General features: G+C 64.9%; 18 protein-coding genes and 3 pseudogenes. 9 read left to right on the top strand and 12 right to left on the bottom strand.

Going from position 1 to position 18,306, the window contains the following annotated elements:
• Positions 1–4: 4 nt before the first annotated feature.
• A pseudogene (locus tag ACXPWS_RS15340) lies at positions 5–1,238 on the top strand (L,D-transpeptidase).
• Positions 1,239–1,275: 37 nt separating this feature from the next.
• Here the strand turns inward: ACXPWS_RS15340 and ACXPWS_RS15335 are convergent.
• The 3 genes and pseudogenes from ACXPWS_RS15335 to ACXPWS_RS15325 all read right to left on the bottom strand — a co-directional run.
• A pseudogene (locus ACXPWS_RS15335) lies at positions 1,276–2,031 on the bottom strand (NlpC/P60 family protein); the annotation flags it as partial.
• A gap of 190 nt (positions 2,032–2,221) precedes the next feature.
• Positions 2,222–2,632, bottom strand: coding sequence for a hypothetical protein (locus ACXPWS_RS15330; protein ID WP_458713237.1), 411 nt, complete (start codon positions 2,630–2,632; stop codon positions 2,222–2,224).
• A 6-nt stretch (positions 2,633–2,638) separates the two neighbouring features.
• Complete coding sequence (locus tag ACXPWS_RS15325; RefSeq protein WP_458713236.1) at positions 2,639–2,872, bottom strand: hypothetical protein; 234 nt, start codon at positions 2,870–2,872, stop codon at positions 2,639–2,641.
• Positions 2,873–3,439: 567 nt separating this feature from the next.
• Here ACXPWS_RS15325 and ACXPWS_RS15320 point away from each other — a divergent pair.
• The 4 genes and pseudogenes from ACXPWS_RS15320 to ACXPWS_RS15305 all read left to right on the top strand — a co-directional run bounded on the left by ACXPWS_RS15320 (position 3,440) and on the right by ACXPWS_RS15305 (position 7,587).
• Positions 3,440–3,649 (top strand): hypothetical protein, encoded by a 210-nt coding sequence (locus ACXPWS_RS15320; protein ID WP_458713235.1) that lies wholly within the window; start codon positions 3,440–3,442, stop codon positions 3,647–3,649.
• A 132-nt stretch (positions 3,650–3,781) separates the two neighbouring features.
• Positions 3,782–4,938 (top strand): annotated as a pseudogene (locus ACXPWS_RS15315) (permease); the annotation flags it as partial.
• A 196-nt stretch (positions 4,939–5,134) separates the two neighbouring features.
• Complete coding sequence (locus tag ACXPWS_RS15310; protein WP_458713234.1) at positions 5,135–6,712, top strand: multicopper oxidase family protein; 1,578 nt, start codon at positions 5,135–5,137, stop codon at positions 6,710–6,712.
• Positions 6,709–7,587 carry a polysaccharide deacetylase family protein gene (locus tag ACXPWS_RS15305; protein WP_458713233.1) on the top strand — a complete coding sequence of 293 codons (879 nt, stop codon included), beginning with the start codon at positions 6,709–6,711 and terminating at the stop codon, positions 7,585–7,587. The genes ACXPWS_RS15310 and ACXPWS_RS15305 overlap by 4 nt, the downstream gene beginning before the upstream one ends.
• A gap of 88 nt (positions 7,588–7,675) precedes the next feature.
• On the opposite strand, the gene ACXPWS_RS15300 is transcribed toward ACXPWS_RS15305, so the two are convergent.
• From ACXPWS_RS15300 to ACXPWS_RS15290, 3 genes are read right to left on the bottom strand one after another with little or no spacing between them, the layout of a single operon-like run.
• The gene (locus ACXPWS_RS15300; protein WP_458713232.1) at positions 7,676–8,491 is read right to left on the bottom strand and encodes a glutamate ABC transporter substrate-binding protein; all 816 of its coding nucleotides are present in this window, start codon (positions 8,489–8,491) and stop codon (positions 7,676–7,678) included.
• 23 nt (positions 8,492–8,514) lie between these two features.
• Positions 8,515–9,204 (bottom strand): FadR/GntR family transcriptional regulator, encoded by a 690-nt coding sequence (locus tag ACXPWS_RS15295; RefSeq protein ID WP_458713231.1) that lies wholly within the window; start codon positions 9,202–9,204, stop codon positions 8,515–8,517.
• Between the two features lie 28 nt (positions 9,205–9,232).
• The gene (locus ACXPWS_RS15290) at positions 9,233–10,405 is read right to left on the bottom strand and encodes an NAD(P)/FAD-dependent oxidoreductase (RefSeq protein ID WP_458713230.1); all 1,173 of its coding nucleotides are present in this window, start codon (positions 10,403–10,405) and stop codon (positions 9,233–9,235) included.
• Positions 10,406–10,870: 465 nt separating this feature from the next.
• On the opposite strand from ACXPWS_RS15290, the gene ACXPWS_RS15285 reads away from it, so the two are divergent.
• The gene (locus ACXPWS_RS15285; protein ID WP_458713229.1) at positions 10,871–11,092 is read left to right on the top strand and encodes a hypothetical protein; all 222 of its coding nucleotides are present in this window, start codon (positions 10,871–10,873) and stop codon (positions 11,090–11,092) included.
• Positions 11,093–11,195: 103 nt separating this feature from the next.
• On the opposite strand, the gene ACXPWS_RS15280 is transcribed toward ACXPWS_RS15285, so the two are convergent.
• Positions 11,196–12,317, bottom strand: coding sequence for a tyrosine-type recombinase/integrase (locus ACXPWS_RS15280; protein WP_458713228.1), 1,122 nt, complete (start codon positions 12,315–12,317; stop codon positions 11,196–11,198).
• A 148-nt stretch (positions 12,318–12,465) separates the two neighbouring features.
• Between ACXPWS_RS15280 and ACXPWS_RS15275 the strand changes: the two genes are divergently transcribed.
• Complete coding sequence (locus tag ACXPWS_RS15275) at positions 12,466–12,753, top strand: hypothetical protein (protein WP_458713227.1); 288 nt, start codon at positions 12,466–12,468, stop codon at positions 12,751–12,753.
• 48 nt (positions 12,754–12,801) lie between these two features.
• Here the strand turns inward: ACXPWS_RS15275 and ACXPWS_RS15270 are convergent, their stop codons facing one another.
• The 4 genes from ACXPWS_RS15270 to ACXPWS_RS15255 all read right to left on the bottom strand — a co-directional run bounded on the left by ACXPWS_RS15270 (position 12,802) and on the right by ACXPWS_RS15255 (position 15,209).
• Entirely contained in the window at positions 12,802–13,035 is a 234-nt protein-coding gene (locus ACXPWS_RS15270; RefSeq protein ID WP_458713226.1) for a hypothetical protein, read from the bottom strand.
• Between the two features lie 485 nt (positions 13,036–13,520).
• On the bottom strand, positions 13,521–14,012 hold the full coding sequence (locus tag ACXPWS_RS15265; RefSeq protein WP_458713225.1) for a DUF6623 family protein: 492 nt from the start codon (positions 14,010–14,012) through the stop codon (positions 13,521–13,523).
• A 458-nt stretch (positions 14,013–14,470) separates the two neighbouring features.
• Entirely contained in the window at positions 14,471–14,857 is a 387-nt protein-coding gene (locus ACXPWS_RS15260; protein ID WP_458713224.1) for a hypothetical protein, read from the bottom strand.
• Between the two features lie 103 nt (positions 14,858–14,960).
• Positions 14,961–15,209, bottom strand: a complete 249-nt coding sequence (locus tag ACXPWS_RS15255; RefSeq protein ID WP_458713223.1) for a DUF3297 family protein — start codon at positions 15,207–15,209, stop codon at positions 14,961–14,963.
• Positions 15,210–15,520: 311 nt separating this feature from the next.
• Between ACXPWS_RS15255 and ACXPWS_RS15250 the strand changes: the two genes are divergently transcribed.
• Entirely contained in the window at positions 15,521–15,730 is a 210-nt protein-coding gene (locus ACXPWS_RS15250) for a hypothetical protein (protein WP_458713222.1), read from the top strand.
• 81 nt (positions 15,731–15,811) lie between these two features.
• On the opposite strand, the gene ACXPWS_RS15245 is transcribed toward ACXPWS_RS15250, so the two are convergent.
• Positions 15,812–16,729: a LysR family transcriptional regulator gene (locus ACXPWS_RS15245; RefSeq protein WP_458713221.1), complete on the bottom strand. Its 918-nt coding sequence runs from the start codon at positions 16,727–16,729 to the stop codon at positions 15,812–15,814.
• A gap of 196 nt (positions 16,730–16,925) precedes the next feature.
• On the opposite strand from ACXPWS_RS15245, the gene ACXPWS_RS15240 reads away from it, so the two are divergent.
• Positions 16,926–18,299, top strand: coding sequence for an SLC13 family permease (locus ACXPWS_RS15240; protein ID WP_458713220.1), 1,374 nt, complete (start codon positions 16,926–16,928; stop codon positions 18,297–18,299).
• Positions 18,300–18,306 lie beyond the last annotated feature (7 nt).

The raw sequence follows: 18,306 nt of genomic DNA, 5'->3' as shown, positions 1-18,306 counted from the left end.
AGCGATGGCGCTCCTGGTGACGCTGCTCATCATCGGCATCTCCGGGGTATGGACGATCCTGGCGCACCCCGGGTGTCGACCGAACTGCCCGCAGCCCGCCGCGGCCCGCGCGCTGGCGGCGCCCGTCGTGGTGGCTCCTGCGACGATCACGGTGTCCCCGCCCGACGGCTCCCGCGAGGTCGCACCGCTGGCCCCGGTCACCGTCACCGCCGGCTCGGGCACACTCGCCGACGTCGAGATGCGCAATGAGCAGGGCGCCTGTCGATGGCGTACTCACCCCCGACGCCGCGGTATGGAAACCTGCGGCGCCGCTCGGCTACGGCCGGACCTACACGCTGACCGTTACCGCGAAAGGCACCGACGGCACCATGACCACCGCGGTGTCGTCGTTTTCCACGCTGCTACCGGGCAACCAGACCAAGGCCTATCTGACCACCACCGCGACCACACTGTTGCAGGACGGCGGCCGGTACGGCATCGGCACGGTGGTGGTGGCCCACTTCGACGAGCCGATCGGCGACCGGGTGGCCGCCGAGAAACGGTTGTCGGTGCGCACCGATCCGCCCGTATCCGGTGGCTGGTACTGGGGCGATGACCAGAACGCCCACTGGCGACCCGAGCACTACTTCGCGTCCGGCACCACGGTGGCGGTGGCGGCCAACATCTACGGTGCGCAATTGGGCGAGGGCCTGTACGGCCAGGAAGACACGCACGCCCAGTTCGTCATCGGCGACGCGCACGTGTCCATCGCCGATGATGTGACCAAGCAGGTCAGCGTCTACAACAACGGCACTCTGATCCGGACCATGCCGACCTCGATGGGCATGGGCGGCAGCCAAACCATTGGGGCAACAACGATTTCGTTCTGGACCCAGCCCGGCGTCTACACGGTCATGGACAAGGCCAACCCGGTGATCATGGATTCCTCCACCTACGGACTGCCGATCAACTCCCGGCTCGGCTACAAGGAAACGATCTCCTACGCGACGCGGATCAGCACCGACGGCATCTACCTGCACCAGCTCGATGCCACCGTATGGGCGCAAGGCAACACCGACGTCTCGCACGGCTGCCTGAACCTCAACAGCGACAACGCCCAATGGTTCTACGGTTTCTCCCAGCCCGGTGATGTCGTCGAGGTCCGCAATACCGGCGGCCAGCCGCTGGCGCTGTCGCAGAACGGCGACTGGAGTGTGCCGTGGCCGAAGTGGCTGGCGGGCAGCGCATTACCGGAATAGCCGTGACCGCCGCCGCGGGGCAGCGATGCTGGGCGGCTCAGTACTCGATCAAGCGGGTGACGTACGGCATCATGCCCGCCGTGCGCACCGGGGCGATGCGGATCGGGTAGCCGCTGGAATAGGCCTCCAGCATCTGACCGTTGCCCAGGTACATCGTCTCGTGCTGACTGGCGTTGGGCCCATAGAAGATCAGGTCGCCGCGCCGGGCCTGTGAGAGAGGGACCTTGCGGCCCGCGTTGTACTGATTGCCCGAATAGTGCGGCAGTTTGATGCCGACGCCGGCGAAGGCGTACAGCATCAACCCCGAGCAGTCGAAGCCGACCGTGTTGGCGCCGTCATCGATGCCGCGGGACGGCCCGGCCGCGGTGCCCCCGCCCCACGAGTACGGCACACCGATCTGCGACATTGCCCGCCGCACCGCGTATTCGGTGGCCCGGGCACCATAGACGCGGGGGACGCGGTCATTGGTGAACCCGGGATCACTGGCAGCCTGAGCTCGGGGAACCAGCCCGAGCGAGGCCAGGAAATTGCGGCCGAGGTTCGCAGTGACCTGCGCCGAGGTGTACGAAATCTTGAGCACTGAATTGGTCACCGCGATGGGGTCGCCCGGCACATTGGCGCTGGCCACCTGAGGCAGGCCCGGATCCCACTGCCCGCCCTCGGCTGCCCCCGGCACAGGGATCGCTGGCCCGGGCTCGGCGGCGCTCATCGGCGCCGACGAAAACACCACGGCGCCTGCCGTGATGGCAACAACGGCCCGCAGAACGCGCCGAGCCATGGCCCGAGCCGCCGCCGCGCCCGACGACCGTCGTGCCGCGCGTGAACACCGCGGCCAGGCGAGGACATGACTACTAAGTGTCTTAGTAGATATCTGCATGATCACGGAACATACGCCACGGCAGCCACACTGTGAACACTCATCACCGTCTCGGCTCGGTAACGGTTCGTCGGCCGCGCCCCCAGAAATACGCCCGCGTCAGGGGCTAGTGATCGTGGTCCAGCAGGACCAGCGTGTGCGCCAAGGTGCCGTCGACGAAGTACGCCCGGCAGCTGAACGGGCCGTGAATCGTGGCCCCGAAGGTGTTCGGGGCGTCCACGGCACCGGAGATGTTCAGGACGGTGATCCGGGAGTGGTCGACCCCGCGCAGGGGGTCATCGAGCAGGGAGAACAAATCCTTGCTGTCGGGGTCGAGATCAGTGCGCGCCACCGTGGCGTTCGACAGCCTCGCCGTCGACGGTGCGGCTAGGCGGCTCAGTACCTCGGCGGTGCAGCGGTCCGGCGCTGCCTGGGCGGCTGAGGGGCGCTCCGCCGACGAGGCCAGGCCGAAACCTTGTGTCGCGGCCCCGATTACCGCTAGCGCGATCGCGATGGCGGTGAGCGCGGCCCCGATCACCGCTGATCAGGGTGGCCGCATCGGCGCACCCAAGTTCAACCCGCACAGCAGCGAACCCAGCGCGGTCAGCCACAGGGCCCCACTGGCGGTCCACGTCGATGGGGTCGCGGCGACCCATGTGGTCATGTCGGCGCGCAACGACGGGAAGTGGGTGATCTGATAGGCGAGCACCAGCGCGACCGCCCCGGCGATGAACAGCGCGCGCACGGTGTACCGGCACCAGCGGGCAGACGGACCCACATGAGGTGCGCCGGTATCGCCGCGACAAGGGCTCCGGCCGCCACTGCTGTCGTCGTCCAGCCCAGCAGCAGCAGCGTGCGGTCGACCACCCGGGTGCAGGTGTAGAAACCTGCCCAGGCAGGTTTGGCGGACACCAGGGTGTAGATGCCGATCAGCGCCGTGCCGGCGAGACATGCCCAAGCGAGCCCGAATCGCGCCGCCCGCAGCCGGGACTCTCGAATGCCCGTGCGCGGCGAATCGATGTCAGCCACGACACCCCTTCCCGCCGGTGGCGACGACCCCCGACACCCTCGACGTGTCGGCACGAACATTGTTCACCGGTGGGAGCGGGTATTGAAAAGCCCCGTGGTTCAGCAACTCTGGTCATGGTCATGGTCATGGTCATGGTCATGGTCGCGGCCGATCCGGCGGCGACCATCAACGCCTGCACTGTCTACTAAGTCTGATAGTACTATGCGGTACGTAGTGTTGTGGCCGGTGACGGCGTTGTGGTGAGGAAGGTGTCCGATGAGCCCTGGTCGTCGAATTTCCCCCGGAAGCGGTGGGCCCCGCAGTGCTGGAGCGTCGGTGTTCACGCCCGCCTACCGCCGGGAACGACGCCGCCGATTCGCCGGCTGGCTGTTCGTTGCGGCCGGGACGGTGATGGCCGTGGTACATGGCGTGACGCACCTGGGCCGACTGCAGATCGTGGGCTACCAGGACCTGCTGATCGGCTACCCGATGGCCACCCTGCTGGTCCTGGCCGGGTTCATCCTGGTCGGTATGACCAGGGTCTGATCCGGTGACCACGCCGCGTCGCAGGCAGGTGCCCGCCGGGATCGCACCTTCGGTGCATCCACCCTTGACCGATATACCCCATGGGGGTATCAATGTGGCGGTGGTGCCGTCCACCGGCGACAGGGGGCTGTGATGTCTGGACTCGTGCATGCGTTGTCGTTAGCCGGTTCGATGACCTGGGAAATCCTCTGGGCACTGATCCTGGGGTTCGCGTTGTCGGCGTGGTGCAGGCCGTGGTGCGCCGGGACGCGATCGTCGGCCTGCTCGGGCACGACTCGCCCCGCACCTTGGCCATTGCCGCGGGCCTGGGTGTGGCGTCCTCGTCGTGCTCGTATGCGGCGGTGGCACTGGCGCGCATCCTGTTCCGCAAAGGTGCGACGTTCACCGCGGCGATGGCGTTCGAGATCGCCTCCACCAATCTGGTGATCGAACTGGGTGTGATCCTGGCGCTGCTGATGGGCTGGCAGTTCACCCTGGCCGAGTTTATCGGCGGGCCGGTGATCATCGTCGGGGTCGCGTTGCTGTTCCGGATCATGCTGCGCCGCAATCTGTTACAGGATGCCGAACGACAGGCCGACAAGGGGCTGACAGGGTCGATGGAAGGCCACGCGGCCATGGACATGTCGATCAGCGGCCCGGGCAGCTTCTGGTCCCGGCTCATCTCGGCGCGGGGCCTGACCGCGGTGGCGCACGTGTTCGTGATGGAGTGGGCCGCGATCTGGCGTGATCTGGTGGCCGGTCTGCTGATCGCCGGGGCGATCGGCGCGTGGGTGCCCGCCTCGTTCTGGCAGGGCCTGTTCGCCGACGGGCATCCGCTGCTGTCGGCAGTGTGGGGACCGATCATCGGGCCGATCGTGGCAGTGGTCAGCTTCGTGTGCTCGATCGGCAACGTCCCGCTCGCGGTCGTGCTGTGGAGCGGCGGGATCAGCTTCGGCGGGGTGATCGCGTTCATCTTCGCTGATCTGCTGATCCTGCCGATCCTGAACATCTACCGGAAGTACTACGGCATCCGGATGACGATCATGATCACCGTCGCGTTCTACCTGGCGATGGTCCTGGCCGGGTATGTCGTCGAAATCCTTTTCGCCGCTACCGGTTTGATACCCGACCGGCAGATGGCACACATGCCCGACGAAGGCATCTCGTGGAACTACACCACCTGGCTCAACCTGGCGTTTCTCGCGCTCGCCGCGGTGCTGGTATGGCGGTTCATCCGCACCGGCGGGGTGGGGATGCTCGCGATGATGGGCGGCACCCCCGGCACCGACCACAGCGGTCACAGGACCCACCAGCACGGCGACAGCGCAGGCCAGCAGCAGGGCCATCACGCAGACACCGCCGGTGACGGCCACCACGGGCACGATGCGCACGATGCGCATCGCCATCACGGCACCGACCCCGATCCAGGATCGACACCATGAAGGCGATACCCCCGGTCGTCCGCTTCCCCGCACGCGTCGGGACCCAGTCACGAAGGATCGTTTGATGCCCACCCCACCAGTAGCAACCCCGCTCACCCGGCGCGCCTTTCTCAGCGCGGTCGCTGTCGCCGGGGCGGCCACCGCCGCGTGCAGCCGCTCCACCCCGGCCGCGTCGACGACCGCGCCGACGGCTGACCGCACCGCGATCGCCGCAGCCGAGGCCGCCCGCACGCACTCGGGCCGCACCGTCACCGCCACCTTGACGCCGCAGCCGGCCACCCTGGACCTGGGCGGCATCACGGCCCGGACATTTGCCTACGGCGATCAGCTGCCCGGCCCGGTGATCCGCGCGTCAGTGGGCGACGAACTCGCGGTCACCTTGTCCAACCGGCTCGACCACGACACCTCCTTGCACTGGCACGGCATCGCCCTGCGCAACGACATGGACGGCGCCGCCCCGGCGACCCCCAACATCACACCGGGCACTGACTTCACCTACCGGTTCACCGCCTCGCACCCGGGCACCTACTGGGCCCACCCGCACACCGGCCTGGACGCCGACTACGGCCTGTACCTACCGGTGATCATCGACGACCCGGCCGACCGGGGCGCCTACGACGCCGAATGGATTGTCGTTCTTGATGACTGGACCGACGGTGTCAGCAAGTCTCCGCAGCAGATCTACGACAAGCTGCGTGCCATGTCCGGATCGGGCGGCCACGACATGCCCGGCATGCCGGGCACGGGTGGACATGACCAGGGGAACATGGGTGATATGCCCGGCATGGGCGGCGGCGCGACGCCCGACATGCCAATGACCACCAGTGCGCTGCTAGGCGGCGATGCCGGCGACGTCACCTACCCGTACTACCTGATCAACGGCCGTATACCGGCCGCACCAACAGTTTTCAACGCCAAACCCGGTCAGCGCATCCGGCTGCGGATTATCAACGCCGGCGCCGACACCGCATTCCGGTTCGCGCTGGCCGGACACCGCATGACCGTCACCCACACCGACGGTTTCGCCGTCGACCCGATGGACGTCGATGCGCTGCTGCTCGGCATGGGCGAGCGCTACGACGTCCTCGTCAAAGCAGGTGACGGCGTGTTCCCGCTGGTCGCCATCCCCGAGGGCAAGAACGGCCTGGCCCGCGCCCTGCTGTCGACCGGCGCCGGAACCGCCCCGGACCCGGCGTTCCGCCCGGCGGAGATGAACCATCACGTCGGGACCGTGGCCGATTTCACCGCTGCTGCCGCCGTCGGCCTCGATACTGCCTCGAAGCCCGATGTGGCACTGACCGCGGAGCTCACCGGATCGATGATGAAATATGACTGGGGCATCAATGGGCGCTCATTCACGGACCGAGAGGCCCTGACCGTCCACCAGGGGCAGCGGGCCACCCTCACCTTCACCAACTCGACCACCATGTGGCATCCGATGCACCTGCACGGCCATACCTTCCAGGTTGGGCCCGCCGACGGCAGCCGCGGCCCGCGCAAAGATACGGTCATTGTGCTACCCAAGCAGAGGCTGACCGTCGCGCTCGTCGCGGACAATCCTGGCGAGTGGATGCTGCACTGCCACAACGCCTATCACCAAGAAGCCGGCATGATGACCACCCTGAACTACGCCAAAACATGAGCCCACGACGACCGTTGACCCGACGCAACATCTGGTCGGCAGCAGCGGTACTGATCGTCCTCATCAGTGTCGGGGCGCTGATGGTGTGGGCACTCCAGTACCGCCGGGCACAAGACGCCGACCACATCGACTGCCACGTAAACAAATGCGTGGCCCTGACATTCGACGACGGACCCACACCATTTACCGACCGACTCCTAGGCGTCCTGACTGACCGCGGCGCCAAAGCAACCTTCTTCCTGGTCGGCAACAAAGTGGCCGCCGACCCCGCAGCTGCCCGCCGAATCGCCGCGGCTGGGATGGAGATCGGCAATCACACTTGGGAACACGCCAACATGTCCACCGTCCCGACCGAGGCCATCGCTGCTCAACTATCCAAGGGCACCGACGCCATCGCCGCCGCGACCGGTGAGGCGCCGGCACTGTTACGCACCGCAGGCGGCCTGATCAACGATGCGGTGCTGGCCGAAGCCAAACGACAAGGCCTGGCCGACATCAACTGGGATGTCATCCCATTCGACTGGATCAACGACGCCGACACCGGTGCCACCCGCTGGATGATGATGACTCAAATCAAACCCGGCTCGGTCGTGCTGCTGCACGATACCTACTCCAGCACCGTCGACCTCGTCTACCAATTCCTGCCCGTACTGATCGCCAACGGCTACCACATGGTGACCGTCAGCCACCTACTCGGTACCCGAACACCAGGCAGCAGCTACGGCACACGGGTCAACGGGCCGGCCGCAAATGTGCTGCACGACATCGCACTCGACGAAATCCCGGTCCTACCCCCGACCCCCTCACCCAAACCAGCACCCAACCTGCCCATCACCGACATACCCAACCAGAACCCCGGCGGACCACCCCACTAAACGACAACACTGCCACCGCATCCACTCACCGACCGCACAAGTCACCACCAAACAGCGCTAACCCCTTACTACTGACAAGGCGGACGGCTCAGTAGCGGTCGATCTGTGGGGGTTGGGGAGCGGGGTATCCCGATGGGCCGAGGTTCTTGTCGAACGCAGTCTTCCAGGCGCCGTCCTTCTCCATCTTCTCGATCGCGTCGTTGATCTTGTTGCGTAGCTCGCTGTCGCCCTTCTTCACGCCGATCCCGTGCTTCTCCTGCGAGAAGGGCTCGCCGACGATCTTGAACGTGCCGGGAGTCTGTGCCGCGAAGCCTGCCAGGATCACGTCGTCGGTGGTGATGGCGTCGATGGCGCCGTTCTTGAGCGCTTCGATGCATGCCGAGTAGGTGTCGTACTGCTGCAGCTGTACGCCGTGGTACTTGTCCTTGATGTTCTGCGCGGGTGTAGAGCCGGCCACCGAGCACAGTTTCTTGTTGTCCTGCAGCGACTCCGGACCGGTGATGTCGGTGTTGTCCGCGAGCACTAGCAGGCTCTGCCCGGCGACGAAGTACGGTCCTGCGAAGTCAACCTTCTGCTTGCGGGCGTCGGTGATCGAGTAGGTGGCGACGATGAAGTCGACCTGGTCGTTCTGGATCAGGGTCTCGCGCTGCGGCGTGGGCGCTTCCTTCCATTCGATGTCCTCGGGGGCGTATCCGAGCTGTTTGGCCACATAGGTGGCGACGTCGATGTCAAAGCCGCTCATCGTTCCGTCCGGGTTCTTCAAAGCGATACCGGGTTCGTCGAACTTCGTCCCGATCACCACTTTGCCGCTCTCCTGGCCGCCGCCACCGCAGGCCGTGGCGGCTAGGGGCAACGCGAGCGCGAGTGTGATGGCAGCGGCGATGCGCACCCGAATATTGGGCATGGTCGATTCCTTTTCGATGAGTGTTAGCTGTGGAGGATCTCGTCGGCTGCGGCTTTGTCCTTGTCGTCAACGACCACGTGGGCGGTTCGGGAGAGATGTGTGCGGACTCGTCGCATTGCGGTGTCGGCGTCCCGGGCCACCACCGCTTCGGCTATGGCGCGGTGCTCGTCGCGCATGTGTTCCAGCTCGGCGGGGTCGTCGTACCGGTTGCGTTGGCCGAGTTGGCCGGACAGTTCGGCTTGCTGACGAACCAGGCGCTCGAGCATGAAGTTGTGACTGGCGGCGGCTACCGCGACATGGAAGGCGAGGTTGTCATCCCACGTGTTCAGGGTTTCTGCCAAGCGGGCCAGGTCGCGGGCTTCCTCGGCCGTTCGCCGTTCGCAGGCGAGCACGGCCACTTGTTCCTCGACGATGCGGCGCGCTTCGAGGACGTCGATTATAGACGCGACCTCCAAGGCACTCGGCGAGGGTGTGCCGTTGGTGAGGGCCGTCTGCCGTAGAAATCGGCCCGACCCGCGCCGCGTGGTTATCAGGCCGCGGTCCTCCAACACGGCGAAGCCCTGTCGCAGCACGCTGCGACTTACCCCCAGTTGCTCGGCGAGCACACGCTCACGGGGCAGCGCCTGGCCCGGTTCGATCCCGGACGTGGCGATGATCTGTAGGAGCCGCGACACGACGAGATCATGCAGGTTGGGCCTCTGCAGGTCGGGCATGACTGTCTCCTCGACGAGTTGGCTTGGTTTAGCGGATGGCGAGTTCGGCGTAGGGGGTGCCGGTGAGGATCCGGTCGAGCCCGAAGCGGGACAGATCGATGCTGCGGTATTTGCCGTGGACGATCAGTTCAGTCAAGGCCCGCCCCACACCGGGCGCGTGCATCAGGCCATGTCCGGAGAAGCCGGTGGCGAAGTAGAAGTTGTCCAGGTGTCCGGTCCAACGATCGATGATCATGTTGCCGTCGAACCGGTTCTGGTCGTAGAGCCCGGCCCAGGTGGACACCGGTTTCAATGCGTCGAGCACCGGGAAGCGCTGCACGAGGGCCGGCCATACCACCGACTCGAAGTACGTGGGGTCAATGGACAGGTCGTGTCCGCCTGGGTGGGAGAAGTCCACGAGTGCCGCGGTCAGCCCGGCTCCTTCAGGGCGGACTGCGAGCCCGGACGGATCCTTGATGAAGGGATATCCGGTGAAGTCTGCTGGGGTCTCGACGTAGTGGTCGAAACGGCGCATCGGTTCCACCGGCAGTTGCAGGCCGAGTTGGCCGGACAACGCAGGGCCCCACACACCAGCGGTATTGACCACGGCTGTCGCCCGTAGCCGCTCACCTGATTCCAGCTGTAGCGCTTCAACATGCTGGCCGCGCACCTCGAAGCCGACCACTTTGTCGGTGACGAAGGATGCGCCGAGGTGTCGTGCGCGTGCCCGCATGCCATGCAGAAAGGCGTGCGGATCCAGCCAGCCATCGCGTGGGGACAGAATTCCCGGGCCGAGGTCGTCAACCCGTAGGTGCGGGTACCGGTCATGGATCTGGTTGGGCTCCAACCACATCGCGTCCACACCCAAGGCCCGCTGCTGAGCGTAGTCAGTCTCGAGTTGCCGGGAGCTGGCGCTGGTGTGTGCGGCGATGAATAGATATCCGTTCGGCCGCCATCCTGTCGCGGGTGCAACGTCGGCTCCTGCCACGTCGCGCCCGGCGGGCCAGCCGTCCCAGGCCTCGATCACCTCATGGGTGTATTGCGACAGACGCACGTTCTCGGGGCGACTGAACAGCTGCCGCACACCTCCACTGGCGACGGACGTGGCCGCGAGGTGATAGCTGGGGTCCGGCTCGATGACGACAACGGACATTTCGGGAGCCGACTCGAGCAGGTGCCAAGCGGTGGCGCTCCCGATGGATCCGCCGCCAATGATTGCCACGTCGACCGTGCCCGATGGCACCTGCCCCCCGGCGCTAGGGGCAGGTGCTACGTCGACCGTGCCCACGCCGACCGCCTCAAAGGCTCCATTGGGTCACCCAATCACCCAATGTGGTCCCTGTCAAGCAAAAGTGCGGGAGCACCCCGGCGCACGCTGATCGACGGCCGGGGTGTTCGACACTGCAAGGAGTAGCGTTGGCCCGCCACAGTCGTCGAGGGCAGGTGGCCAAGGTTGCGACCATCGCAGGCTGAAAGTCCTGTCTAGCAACAGTTCTGGTTGCTGATGACTCCGTGTCGCGGACCTACGTGCGAATGAAAGCCAGCCAGCGTCTCCGGCATTGGTCCGGCGCCCCATGTCCGCACTGATCGAGGAACCGGCGGGCGGCTACGGCACGATGATCGCTCGCCCGCTCAGCTTCCCGTCGCGAAGCGCGGCACAGGCGTCTTCGACCGCGGAAAGCGGTTAGTGCTCGCCGTCATTGCGGATCTTGCCGGCCTCGGCCAGGCGGACGACATGGAGAGTGTCGGCGATCGTCCCGCCCTGGAAGGAGAATACCTCGCCGTCCCTGGCCAGAGTCCCAAACCACGGCGCGGCGAGACCGGCTCGACGGCCAGGATGCTCAGCATCGCGACGCCGGGCGTGTCGTTGCGCGGCGTCCCTCGAGAAGCCTTGCCGCGGCGCGCATGAATGCTCCGGTGCAGGGCTCGCGACGATGTGCCGAGCTGGGCAATGAGCGTGCAACGGGATGCGGGGCCAAGCTGTGCTGATTGGTCCAGCGACTGGACACAGATCAGAGATCGTCTTGAGCGAAGCCAGTGTGGGGGACTAACCCGTACAGTGGATTTCGCGCCGCGGCGGCGCGAGTCTCGGTGCCTGCAGCAGTCACGTATCTCTGCGAGGTCGTCATGGATTCGTGCCCGAGCAGCTTCATCAAGGTGTAGACGCTGACATCTGACCCAGCAAGCTCGGTTGCGTAGGTATGGCGAAGCCCGTGCACCAGTGCACCGGGAACCGGTTGGGCGTCCGGTCCGGCGTGCTTGAAAGCCCGCTTGATTCTTGATTGCAATGTGCCGCGGGTGATGCGTTCGCCATCCCGACCGACAAAAAGGGGAAATCGCGCGGGCCATCGCGATAAGGCCGCGCCAGCGACCTCGCGCTTATGGGAGCCAGGAAACCGGATTGCGCGGCTGTCGAGATAAGCCTCGATCACCGACAATAGTTCAGCCTCGATCGGCACGCTCCGATCCTTACCGCCTTTACCTTTGACGTGGATGACCGCGGCGCCGTCGTCGGTAGTGCGGACATCGCCAATATCGGCCTGGCGGAGCTCGTCGGCGCGAAGGCCTGCCAGTAGCGCGGTGAGAATGAGTGCGAGATCTCGCTCGGCCCAGTCAGTTTGGCGTCTTGAACCCAGGTCTTGCGAAAGGCTCTCCAACAAAGCTTCCACCGCGGCGCGGGGGAGAGCCTTGGGAAGTGGTTTGGCGAGCTTGGGCCGGCCGACGAGTTGCATCGGGTTGGCCGCCAGCTGCTCGCCGGTATAGAGGAAGGTGCACAACACATTCCAGGTGGACCAACAGCGGCGAATCGACGCGGCTTCGTGATCCCGAGCATAGGCGGCAAAGGCGGTGCGCATCGACCCCTTCGTTATGTCAGCTACTGCGGCGCGGGCAGGGTCACCGCCGGTGACAAGCGTCGCGATTGCAATGAAGTCCTGACGGTAGGCCTTCATGGTGTGCGCCGAAGGCTTCCGCGTCTGGCGGTCGTCGAGGAACTGATTGAACCACTCGGGGAACGGAGCACGCTCCGCCGTTTCGGAGCGCAGGTCCTTGCAAGCCAGGGACGGAGCGGGGCCGGAGCGTTTGGACACACCTCGACAGTCGCACACAAAAGATGGATAATCAATCTTATCCATATAATACTAGGATTTCGTTGTTAGGCAGCGCTTCTCGCGTGTCACAGAAGGGGGGAAGCGTCACAGTGACGAATCGACCGCATGACGTCTTACGCTCGTGACCAGCGACCGCATTCGGGATCCGAGCACGAGAGGCGAGGCTGAACCCATGAGTGAGCAGCAGGCGTCGTCGACGGGCGGCGGCGACACGCCCGCGGATACGCCGCAACACATGACGGTGGAAGATCTGCGCAGGGCGGCTGAAAACTGTCGGGACCTGCGCGATGCCGCATTGATGGCCAAGGCGTGGGACGAGCCGACGCCACCCGACGTGGAGTCGGCACCGAAGTCTTCGCGTAGGTTCGGACACCTACCGAGCATCGCCATTGCCGACACGTTCGATGATCCGCTTCCACGCACGGAAATCGCCGCGTGGGAGGGCGATTCGCACTCTTGACCCCGCGAGACCCCTTGAGGAGTCACCCCCTTGCCTCATGGTATTACGTCACAGTGACGTAATGCCATGAGGCAAGGGGGTGTCGACGTCGAGACTGTCTAGGTGCCCGAGAAGGGCGTCGCCGTCGACGTGCACGTAGACAACACCGACGGCGACGTGGGCGTCGACTTCACGCTCACGTTGCTGCCACCGCGCGGTCCAGAACCATCGCTGATCCCTCGGCCTGGAGAACACCATGATGTGATTGTCCCATTGATGGCCGGCCACCGCATCGAGGCGCATTCTCGCCACGGCAACGCTGACGCGAGTCCGGCACTGTCAGATAGTTCCGGACGCCTACGGACGCGCGGTCGGCGCGCGTCCGGCACTCTCAGGTAAACGTGGATTCGGCGGCTAATGCAACCGCGCCGACGGCAACGCGCGTTCAGGACCCCGGCCGGGCTGGGACAATGACAGTGTCCGATAGTTCCGGAAATCGGAGCGAATCCAGACAGCTCTCGCGTTTTCGCGGATCACTCTCACCATGTTCCGGATCGGACAAACTGGCCATCAGTGCGCTTTACGCGGTGACCAGCTGAGTTTTTGTACCGATAAGCCACATTATGTCAAGTAACCCAGAGCGCGTTGCATCTGATGAATCATCGTCAGTCCCCTTGCCGAGGTGCGGCGACGCCGCCGCGCATGCTCGCCGCGAGATGGGATGTGACTCCGACGCTTGACACCTGATTTCGTGCTCAGATGGCGCCGGAAACCTTCTCCTTGCAGACCTACTGAGTTACGAAGTCAGCTCCGGCGCCCGCGATGAAAAAGTGCCGAGGTGCGTTTTGGCCAGCCACCGTACTGCGCACCGGTGTGCGGACCTTGAGCGTCACACCCAGCCCGAACCCCATTACATGTGTGAGGTCGCGATTCCAGCCGGTGAACTCTAGAGGTCTGTCAGTGTGATCGCCCGATACATCCATTGAATCTTCATGCCTGACCAACGTTTTGCCGTCAAAGACATGTATCCCGGTCAGGGTGAGATCGTCGGCCACATTCACCTGATAGAGCACCTTGACTAACTTTAGCCTGCCGCTGTCCCCCATGATCACCGGTGTTGGTATCGGGATGTGGATCCAGTGGAACTCCACTACACCGAGCTCATCTGGGACGGGAATGTTGAATGTCGCGCCGAAGCCTTGGCGCAGGACGGTGACTGCGGGGTCTTCCGCAAACGCCGCATTGCCATGGACCCACGATGCGTACAGCTTCTGTGCCATGTCTTCTCGCTCCTATCTGCTGCGGATCTGTACACCCTCGACCAGTGCTGGAATGAGGGCTCGTTGGCATCGTGACGCGTTGGCGATTGCACGCATGCAGTAGTCGACTACTCCAATTTCAGGTCGTACTTCCTGCGCCAGCCACTCGGGTCTTACACGTGGCCGAGATCGTCGCCGATGTCGGCGCGCAAAGAACCCGATAAGAGTCGGCCCTTTCAGGCCCAGGGTCGAAAACGGACGCGCAATTGATGACGGCGGTTGAAGACCCGGCCAGTCGCGACGGGGTGGGTTCTAGTCAACAGAAACTACTCGTGGCAGCCCAAACCGGAGTGCCGTTCTTCTCCGTCGATCAAGGAGCGCAGCGTCATAGGGCCGAAGGCACACTTGAATTTGTCCCGCTGGAAGGTGGTGTACACGCTGGCTCCACCCAATCGAAAAACTCCGCCGAAGCCTCAGGACTAGCATTCGAGTTCGGCGGCGATCGACGGTGGTACGCCCTCGTTGGTGCAATCGAACCCGCTGCCGTATTGCACTACGCGCCAACCGCCCTCGTCGTAGTGGAACAGCGCGATGCTGGGCGGATTCGCGTTGGTGGCCCTCGTGTGAATCAGGACCTTCGCCCAATCGCCGGAGCACAGCACCTTGTAGACGTCCCAGTCATCGCGTTGCGCGGCCGACTTCAGAACATCTGCCGTCGCCGACGAGCACCTCGATGCGGATTCACTCGGGGCAACGGGCGCGACCGGTTGGCCAGGAGGCGCGGCGTCGTGCGAGACGCCCCCTCCGCACGCAGTTGCCAACGCGGTGACGGCCGCACAGAATGTCCCGTACTTGATCATTTCCATCGCACGATATTCCTTGCCCCGGCATTCCTTGCCCGGACGAGAGATCGCCGCCAGCGCCCGGTTGACGGCCGCGCCAGAAGTTCAGCGGCGACCGCTATTTTGCTCAGCGGAAATAAGGTTCGACCGTGCCACTGAGCTTGACGACCATAGGGTTTCCGCGGCGATCCTTCGCGGTAGGGACTTCAACACGCACCCAGCCCTCGGCCACGTTGTATTCGTGAACATTGGTTTTCTCGACACCATTGAAGCGAATACCCACGTCGCGTTGAAACACCTCTTCGCTATAGAACGGGCTGTGTGGATCGATGGAGAGGTGATTCGGTGGAACGTCTGTGTTCTGATCCTCGGACATGATGACCTTCGTTGCATGCTGCGTTGGGTGCTCGGATTGTTCTCAGAGAATCTACGCGACCCTGCAGTAGCGGGTTGCGCATAGGCCGCGAAGGCCTCGGCTCGCACGTCTGGGCACCCAGACTTGCAGTGGCCGGAGGCCGCACGCACGCAGAGCCGCTCCCCTGCCGCTTCTGGCGAATTCCGCACCTCGGGTCAGGAAGCTGAGACGACGGAACCGAATATGGCGGACTACCAGTGGGTGTCGCCGCAACACCTTCCATGCGGCAGGCGGCACGAAGCCGCTTCCGTTTCGCGCCGTAGGCTCACGGCGTGCAGAACGTGACCCTTGCCAGCGCCGCGTCAACAGCGACGCTGACAGTGGGGCTGGCGGCCTATGCAGCGTTGATCCTCGTCGGCATCGCGGTGGCGATCTACGACGCACGCCGGCATCGCCGGGGCCGGGCGATCGCCGCGGCGGTGATGGTCGGGGTGCTGACCCTGGGCGGGGTGGTTATCGCGATCGTCAGCAGTGTCGCGTGAAACGTCATAACGCGGCGGCGTGAACACCGGATAGTTGGCCGGCGTCCACGTTCGGCACCGGCCACAACTCCGTCCGATCCATCAAGAATCGTCGAAACCCTCTTCTAGTCGGCGAGCCGCCGATGCACTCACAGCGATCGCCTCGTGAGCCGCGGGACTGAGCCGCCGCTCGGCGAGATGGGCGATCAGGATGCGTCGCTGCGGCGGGCGCGTCGCCAGCTTGATCGAGCGCACGTCGGGTCGCGGGTTCAGCACGGCCAGCCGTGGTGCGATCGCGACACCGAGCTCGACGGCCACCATGGCCTGCACCTCGCCGTAGTCGTGGGCGAACACGCTCGTGCGCGGAGTGAATCCGCCTTGCTGGCAGAGCTTTTCAAGTGTCTGAGCCACCGGATGATCGTCGGCGCGCACCACCCATGCCTCATCCCGCAATTCGCCGATGCTGATCGCGTCCCGGTCGGCGAGGCGGTGATGCTCTGACACCAGCAACATCGTCGGGTCGTCCATCAGGTGGTGGTACGTCAAGGTCGGATCGTCGATCCTGTTCCACTCGTAGTCCCACAGCAGGGACAACTCGGTTTCGCGGCGACGCAACGCGTCGACCAACCGGGAGAACCGGCCACTGAGCACCGTCAGGGCCACTCCGGGATGCCGCGTCTTGAACTCCTTGACGACCAGGGGCAGAAGCGACGAGCCGGCGGTCGGGAAGGTGCCGATGGCCAGCACACCGGCGCGAAGTCCCCGTATCTCGGCGAGTTCGGCGTCGGCGGCCTGCAACTCGACCAGGATGCGCTCGGTGTGGCGTACGACGGCGCGTCCGGCCTCGGTCAGTACCACTCCCCGGGCATGACGCTCGAGTAGCGGCTGGGCGGCTTCCTTCTCCAGCTTCGCGATCTGCTGCGATATCGCCGACGTCGTGTAACCCAGCGCTTCGGCCGCGGCGGTGATGGACCCGTGGTTGGCAACCTCCCGCAGGGTGAACATCCGGTTCGTGTCCATCTCGGCCGTCCTAACAGACTTAAGCAAAAGTTAAATGCACTGTGTCAACTCGACATTGTCGTTAACTCCGGTCGTTCCTACTGTGATCTAGGTAATCATTCAATGGAGCGTGTGACACCGAGCACGACGCCGTTCCCGCCCCGGGGACACGGCAGCTCGCCTGGATGCGCCACTTCTCGGGAACTGAGAGCACACCATGACCTCTGTCGAAGTACTGCCCCTGATCGCGCTGGTGGCGATGTTCGTCATCGCCACCTTCTTCCCGATCAACATCGGGATCCTCGGGTTTATCGGCGCGTTCGGGGTCGGCGCCTTCATGCTCGGATACGACGACAAGGAAATCCTTGCCGCGTTCCCCAGCTCGATCGTGCTGACGATCATCGGTGTCACCTACTTCTTCGGCATGGCCAAGAAGAACGGCACGATCGACCTGCTGGTCAACGCGTGCATCCGCGCGGTCGGCGGCCGCGTCACGGTGGTGCCGTGGGTGTTCTTCTTCTGCGCCTCGGTGCTGACTGCACTGGGCACCTTCAGCCCGGCCGCGGTGGCCCTCATCTCCCCGGCCGCCATGTCGTTCGCCGCACGGACCAAGATGAGTCCGCTGGTCATGGGCATCATGACGATCAACGGCGCCCACGCCGGTGCCTTCTCCCCCATCTCGGTGTCCGGCGTGCTGGTCTGCGACATCGTCGAATCCAGCGGCCTGAACATCAACCCCTGGACCCTGTTCTTCGCCAGCTACGGCATCAACCTGCTGCTGTCGGTGCTCACCGTCGTCGGTTACGCCACCCTGGCCCGCACCCGCAACCTGGAGTTCAGCGCCACCGGTTCGGCTGTCGTCGATGAGCCCGTCGGCACCGCGGGTTCCGCGCCCACCCATCGTGGCCCCGTCGGTACCGGAGCCGGCGGCACCGGACTGCTCACCCGCCCCGTCCAAACCGCCGTGCTCGTCGATGCCGCGCCCACAGCGGTGACCCGCGTGCAGAAGCTCACCCTGGCCCTCATCGGCATCGTCCTGGTCCTTGTTCTGGTGTTCCACTTGCCGATCAGCTTCATCGCGATCGCCGCGGGTGCGATCCTGGCGTTCACCGACCTGTCCAAGCAGAACGAAGCCATCGCCGGCATCAGCTGGTCGACGGTGCTTCTGGTGGCCGGCATGGTCACCTACATCTCCGTACTCGACGAAATCGGCACCATCGACCACCTCGCCGAAATGGCGATCACCGTCGGCGCGCCGCTCCTGGTCGCGGTGGTGCTCTGCTACGTCATCGGTGTCACCTCGGCGTTCGCCTCCTCCACCGCACTGCTGACAGCGATCATCCCGATGGCACTGCCGCTGCTGCACACCGGCGCGCTGCCCATCGTGGGAGTCGTTGCCGCACTGGCGATCTCGGCCACCGTTGTCGACGTCTCCCCCTTCTCCACCAACGGCGCGCTGGTGCTGGCCAACGCGCAGGGCATCGCGCGGCCGAGGTTCTACCGCCAGCTGCTGCTCAACGCGGGCATCGTCGTCGCCGTCGCGCCTGCCCTGTGCTGGCTGATCCTGGTCGTCGTCCCCACGCTGCTCTGAAGGCCGG

It is taken from the genome of Mycobacterium sp. BMJ-28 (genome assembly GCF_054404835.1).
The sequence above is the reverse complement of the archived record's forward strand: the minus strand, read 5'-3'. Positions and strand labels throughout refer to the sequence as shown.